Here is a 5,607-nt window from a genome sequence, read left to right as displayed (position 1 = left end):
GACATGCCGCGAAACGGGCAGTTTTCCGGTCTGCACGACATATTCGAAGGTCTGGCGGATCAGGTCGGATGGCGTCACGCCCAGCTCCGCGAGACGGGCATAAGCCTGATCCTTCAGGGTGCTGTCGATCCTCAGATTGATGGACGCCATACTCTTTTCTCCTTGCCAGATACGCGCAAAAATACGCCTTTACAAACGTGAAGGCAAGGAACTTCAATTCAATCTAACTGACCATTAACTTGAAATTTTATTCTTTTCCTATTTCCACCCCCTTCCCCGTTTTTATGTCCGATAAGTTCTCTTGTCGGACGTAAAAAATCCGGACACAACGCCCGTCGAAAAAACCCAGAATATGAGGATAATCAGCCGGAAACCGGGCTTTACATCTTCGTGGAGGCCTGTGCAAATCACAGGGTAAAAAAGCCCGCTCATCCGCGAAGCAGAAAGCAATTAAATTATCACATGCCGCCCAGCTTACTACCGGATGGGGCCGCCATTATCTGGGTCATAGCGTCGATGCCAAGGCCATCCCCGTAGCGGACAATCTACACCATTTACATTATTGCTGTATTTGCTGTATTTGTAATCTGCAATGAAGGAGAGGATCGTGCGTACATTTTCGACCAGTGACCTGTCGCGTAAATCAGGCGACATCATCGCCAGCGCCTTGCAAAGCCCTGTTTCAATCAGCCAGCGTGGCAAACCGCGACTGATCATGCTCAGCGTTGAACAATATGAGGCGCTGACAACCCGTAGTGCCGACAAGCGTCTTGTCGGCGCGACAGCGGACATGCCTGCTGATCTAGTCCACGACATCGGGAGCGCAATAGACGACTACTTACTGGACATTACGCCACAGTCATGAGCGCTGATTTTCGACCAGGGATGGTCTTGCGATACCCCTATCTTTGGCATTGGCAGGACGCATGCGGGGAAAGCGAAGGGCGTAAGGATCGCCCCACGACTGTCGCCGCCGCTTTTGTAGCACGAGACAATCGGCACTACCTGCTCCTTCTTCCCGTGACAACATGCTTACCAGATCCTGGCCGCACAGCGGTTGAGGTTCCAGCAACAGAGAAACGACGGGCTGGTCTTGATCAGAACCGACTGCAGTGGATTCTACTTGATGAGTATAATCTCGACCCTATAGCGACTTCATACTACCTGCATGGAAGTCCACTCCTCGGACAGTTCAGTGATCCGTTTATGCGGCTCTTGCTGGCACGTTTCAAAAGTCTCCTCCCCCAAGCCAAGCGTATATCCAGATTCCCTTAGCGGTCGGTTTTCATTAGACCCAGACAAGTATGATAACCGACTGACCGCTTCCGCCTACATCTGAGATGCGGGAGCGCAACCTCATGCTTCCTCACAGCGGACGTGTCTCATGGTGGGCGAGGAACAGTCCCGGCAATCTCGGAGCGGCTCAGTCAGCCTCCGACACTCCAGACATAGGAGATGATCTCCTGTCCATTTTTGAATAGCATACAATGCTACACAGACTATGATCCTAGCATCTCTCCTTGACACTGCGGACCAATAGTCCTTTATGCCCCAGTCATAATATTGGAGCTATCAATAGCCTTGACTATTTCCGAAACCCAACAGAATCAGAAAACAACACCCCTCACAATTCTTATTGGGATGTTGGTTCTTGTCGGGTTTTTAGGACAGCTTTTCCTTCAAGGTTTTTCCCTCCCCGACGAGACACCCAGAGCTGCCATTGAGCGGCTTACGGGTATTGATATCAGTCCTCAGCACAACATGGATGATGATATGCCTATGGGCATGTCAGATCATCATGGGCCAGCACATCATCATGACAAGAGCTGCCCGCTTTGCCCGTTGCTAGAACTTGTCGCTTTTATGCTGACAAGCCTACCAACCCTACCCGCTTACGCTGTGTATCGGTATCAACAGGAAATGCGGGCTCACTCGCCCAGAGCGCCACCATCTGTTCTGACAGGTCTACCACCGTCACGCGGACCACCATTGTTCTCCTGAGCCTTTCGTCAGCTTCCGGTTTGTGTCGTCTCATCCCGTACGCCTGTTTCCTGCGTATTTGGGACTGATTCTGCATGTTCCGGTGCTGAGTTTTTCTCAGTTCAGGATCGTCTTTCATCATGGATAAAAACACTCATGGCACTCAAGGAGTGCGAGCGTGTCGTTTTGTCGTGCGCATTGTCATGCTGTCTTATGGTTTTACCGCAACACCTTTATGGGCTCAGGACAGTATAGAAAAAACATCACCGTCACAGTTAGGTCTACTACCTCAGAAAGAAAAAAAGACAGTGCCTGTATCCCAGTCGCAAAGCTGGGTGATCGTGAACGGAATACGGCTACCTGCCGAGAGTTATCTCGCTCAGACCAGCAGTTCAGCACTGAAAATTCCTGTTGCCATCCAGAAAACACCAGCGGCAGTACAAGTCATTACTCCTGCTGTGATTCAGGATAGAGGCGTCTTAGGCATTAACCAGGCTGTCGAGACTGTCAGCAGTGTCGAACGTAATCTGACCTTTCCTAACTCTCTGACGTTCCGTGTACGTGGATTTGTGGATTCATCTACGACACTGCGAGATGGCTTTCGCGAACAAACTGGCACACAGGACATTCAAGGCGTCGAGACCATTGAAGTTCTCAAGGGCCCTGCTTCGGTATTATACGGTGGGTCAACCTCTTCCGGTGGCACCGTCAACGTCACGACTAAGCGCGCCATTCCGAATCATAATTTTCTGAATGTCGGATTATCAGGTGGCAGTTTTGGCTTATTCCGAGGAACCGCTGACAGCAACCGCGACCTCTCGGGAGACGGAAAAATTATCGGGCGTATTAATTTCGCCTACCAGCACGACGATACATTCCGGGATTTCGGCTATAACGAAACAACTTATGTTGCTCCCACACTTCAATGGAATCCCTCACGTCGTGATAGAATTGATTTCTTCGCGTCATGGCAGCTCTCAAACTACACTTGGGGCGCGTCTCAAACGCCTTTAATCCAGAAGGCACTGGCGCTCCCCCTGTCCTATAATTTCGACAATCAGACACTTGGAGCATCGCATCAGACCTCGTGGCGTTTAGGGTATAATTGGGTACATAAATTTTCTGACGCACTCAAATTCCGGTCAGGTTTCGCAAGCTCAATCAATAACTATAACTTCGGCACCGATCGTATGAGCACCTTTGCTCTTTCAACGAATGGAGAAACTCTCAGCCGAGGGGTTTCCAGTGGCCCTCAAATGGGAAAGGATTTCGATCTTCAAAATGAATTTTCCGGTTCGTTCCATACCGGACCACTAAAACACGACTGGCTGGTCGGTGGTGAACTCTATCAAACAGATTATAGCGCCAAGACCTATGCCGCGACGCTACCAGCACTTATCCTTGCGGACCCTATTTATAGTGGGTTACCCGGGATTTCCCGGTTACGCTCCAATATTTCAACACAGGCTGAAGCTGCCTCTGTATATTTTCAGGACTACATTTCTCTTTTTGACCGCGTCTATTTACTTGGTGGTGGTCGATATGACGCCACGACAACATCTTCTCTCAATAAAATAAAGGGAATCAATACGTCTGTATCAGCAAACAAATTCTCTCCCAGACTTGGGACTCTTTATGCCTTAAGAAAAACAACTTCTCTTTATTTTAATTGGTCGACCGGCTTCATTCCAACCTCTACTTCATCCTTCAATGGAACTCCCCTTTCTCCAGGAAGGTCTCACCAGATTGAAGCAGGAGTTAAGCAGAAACTGTTTCATGACCACCTTCAAGCGACGGTCGCAGTATATGATATCCATCGCACTAATGTTGCCACAACAGACCCTGCTCATCCGCTTTATTCCATTGCCGTGGGACAACAGCGTAGTCGAGGCATAGAGGCTGATGTGGCCGGTGAGATTCTACCAGGCTGGAAAGCCGTTCTCAGTTACGCTTACACGATTGCCAGTGTAACCCGTGACAACAAGTATCCTGTAGGCAGTATACTTGCTGGTGTCCCTAAACATACTGGGAACATCTGGACAACATACGAGTTTGCAGGCGGAACAGGTTTGCATGGTCTAGGCTTGGGACTAGGCATCAGAGCCGCGACCCGACGGGAGGCGACACTTCCGAATTCATTTTATCTCCCTGGATACGTCCGGCTTGATTCCGCCATATGGTACAAGTTTTCCGCACATGGGCAGCCTATCAGAGTTCAACTCAATCTGACAAACCTGACCAACGCTCGCATCTACGATACAAACGGAACTTTCTCTATGCGAGCAGAAGCTCCCCGTTCGGCTTTGGGTTCACTTCAGGTGGCATTCTGATGATGAAACCTGACAGTACACTTGAGAGCGGCTCCTGTGCAGTCTTCGCTCAGATCAAACTCCCATGCAAAGAAACGGCTATGACAAATTTCCCACCAGGTTCTTCTTCGTCAATCGGTCTTAAAAGACGTACACTTGCCACTCTTATCCTGACCTCTATAGTCTCAGAAAGCGCCAAAGCCGCCTCTAGTAGTTCTGAAAAAGAGCATCTGAAGCACATGCAAGGCATGCACTTTTCGGGGCCTCCGATCAAAATTGCAATGCTTGTCTACCCGAATATGGTTCTTCAGGATCTTGTCGGTCCCCAGACAATTTTTAAAATTCTAGGAGCCGAAATTCATCTGGTTGGCATGACCATGAAACCAGTATCAACCGATGTTGGTATCCCTGTCCCTCCAACAGATACACCAGAGACATGCCCACAGGAGCTTGATGTGCTGTTTGTACCGGGCGGACTGATGGGAACAATTGCCTGCATGAATGATCCAAGCGTTCTTGCTTTTTTGACAAGTCGTGCACCCCACTCTCGGTTTATTACCAGTGTTTGCACAGGTAGTCTTATTCTTGCCGCCGCTGGATTATTGGAAGGATATAAAGCGACATCCCATTGGGGGGTCGTTAATCTACTACCGTTGATGGGCGCTATTGAAAGCCATGAACGCGTTGTACAAGACCGTAACCGGATTACCGGAGCAGGTGTTACCGCTGGTCTTGATTTTGGACTTATCCTTGCAGCCCAATTACGTGGGCAGACTGCAGCGGAACATATTCAACTCATTATCCAGTATGCACCTCAGCCGCCGTTCCATCATGGTGACCCCTCTGAAGTTTCAAATACACAAATGGCACTTGAACGCAGTCATAGAACATGGATGGATGAGAAAGCGTTGCAGGCGGCTCAAACAGCAGCAAAACGATTAAAGCTATAAGAAATGACTCTCTATCCCTGCCTGCCAAGCACCGCCAGGTAATTCGGCTCATGCCCGCTATTCGTCACCGCGCTTTGTTTTTGGTGTCTAGCGGTCGCCTGCGCCACGGGCTGAAAACGCTTGTGGTGTTGGCGACGTTGCTGGGACTGTTGGGGCAACTCGTGCTGCAGAGTCAGGCACGTGGAGGGATCGAAGAACTATTGGTTGATGTACCTTGGTTTTGATTTTGGGCTTTTGGCGTGCTGATTGATGCTATCTGGGGTAGCATTCGATCTGCGTATTGAGCAGATCGAGTGTTGTCCCCTGCTGAATGACTACGCGCTCGCGTTCAATCTTTCGAGGAAGAGGAAGCGGCGCATGTTGTAGAC

5 protein-coding genes are annotated in these 5,607 nt (G+C 49.7%); 4 read left to right on the top strand and 1 reads right to left on the bottom strand.

Translation table 11 applies throughout. The features are described 5' to 3' along the window. Window positions 1–150: type II toxin-antitoxin system RelB/DinJ family antitoxin (locus J2D75_RS14715; protein WP_207855383.1), on the bottom strand; the 150-nt coding region annotated here is incomplete at its 3' end. A gap of 457 nt (window positions 151–607) precedes the next feature. Here J2D75_RS14715 and J2D75_RS14030 point away from each other — a divergent pair. The 4 genes from J2D75_RS14030 (at window position 608) to J2D75_RS14020 (ending at window position 5,239) form a co-directional block, all read left to right on the top strand. Next, the gene (locus tag J2D75_RS14030; RefSeq protein ID WP_265783006.1) at window positions 608–865 is read left to right on the top strand and encodes a type II toxin-antitoxin system Phd/YefM family antitoxin; all 258 of its coding nucleotides are present in this window, start codon (window positions 608–610) and stop codon (window positions 863–865) included. 776 nt (window positions 866–1,641) lie between these two features. Then, entirely contained in the window at window positions 1,642–2,001 is a 360-nt protein-coding gene (locus J2D75_RS14675) for a DUF2946 domain-containing protein (RefSeq protein WP_341534981.1), read from the top strand. A gap of 119 nt (window positions 2,002–2,120) precedes the next feature. Beyond that, window positions 2,121–4,310, top strand: a complete 2,190-nt coding sequence (locus J2D75_RS14025; protein ID WP_207855410.1) for a TonB-dependent siderophore receptor — start codon at window positions 2,121–2,123, stop codon at window positions 4,308–4,310. Continuing rightward, window positions 4,310–5,239 carry a DJ-1/PfpI family protein gene (locus J2D75_RS14020; RefSeq protein WP_207855409.1) on the top strand — a complete coding sequence of 310 codons (930 nt, stop codon included), beginning with the start codon at window positions 4,310–4,312 and terminating at the stop codon, window positions 5,237–5,239. Before J2D75_RS14025 ends, J2D75_RS14020 begins: the two co-directional genes overlap by 1 nt. Window positions 5,240–5,607: the final 368 nt, after the last annotated feature.

This window comes from Acetobacter suratthaniensis (assembly GCF_017377745.1).
Taxonomy (GTDB): domain Bacteria; phylum Pseudomonadota; class Alphaproteobacteria; order Acetobacterales; family Acetobacteraceae; genus Acetobacter; species Acetobacter suratthaniensis.
Note: the sequence above shows the minus strand (reverse complement) of the source record. Positions and strands in the feature narration are given on the sequence as shown.

Coding starts and splice junctions, on each gene's coding strand:
- J2D75_RS14675 (WP_341534981.1), top strand. CDS start 1,642: ATGTTGGTTCTTGTCGGGTTTTTAGGACAGCTTTTCCTTCAAGGTTTT.
- J2D75_RS14025 (WP_207855410.1), top strand. CDS start 2,121: ATGGATAAAAACACTCATGGCACTCAAGGAGTGCGAGCGTGTCGTTTT.
- J2D75_RS14020 (WP_207855409.1), top strand. CDS start 4,310: ATGATGAAACCTGACAGTACACTTGAGAGCGGCTCCTGTGCAGTCTTC.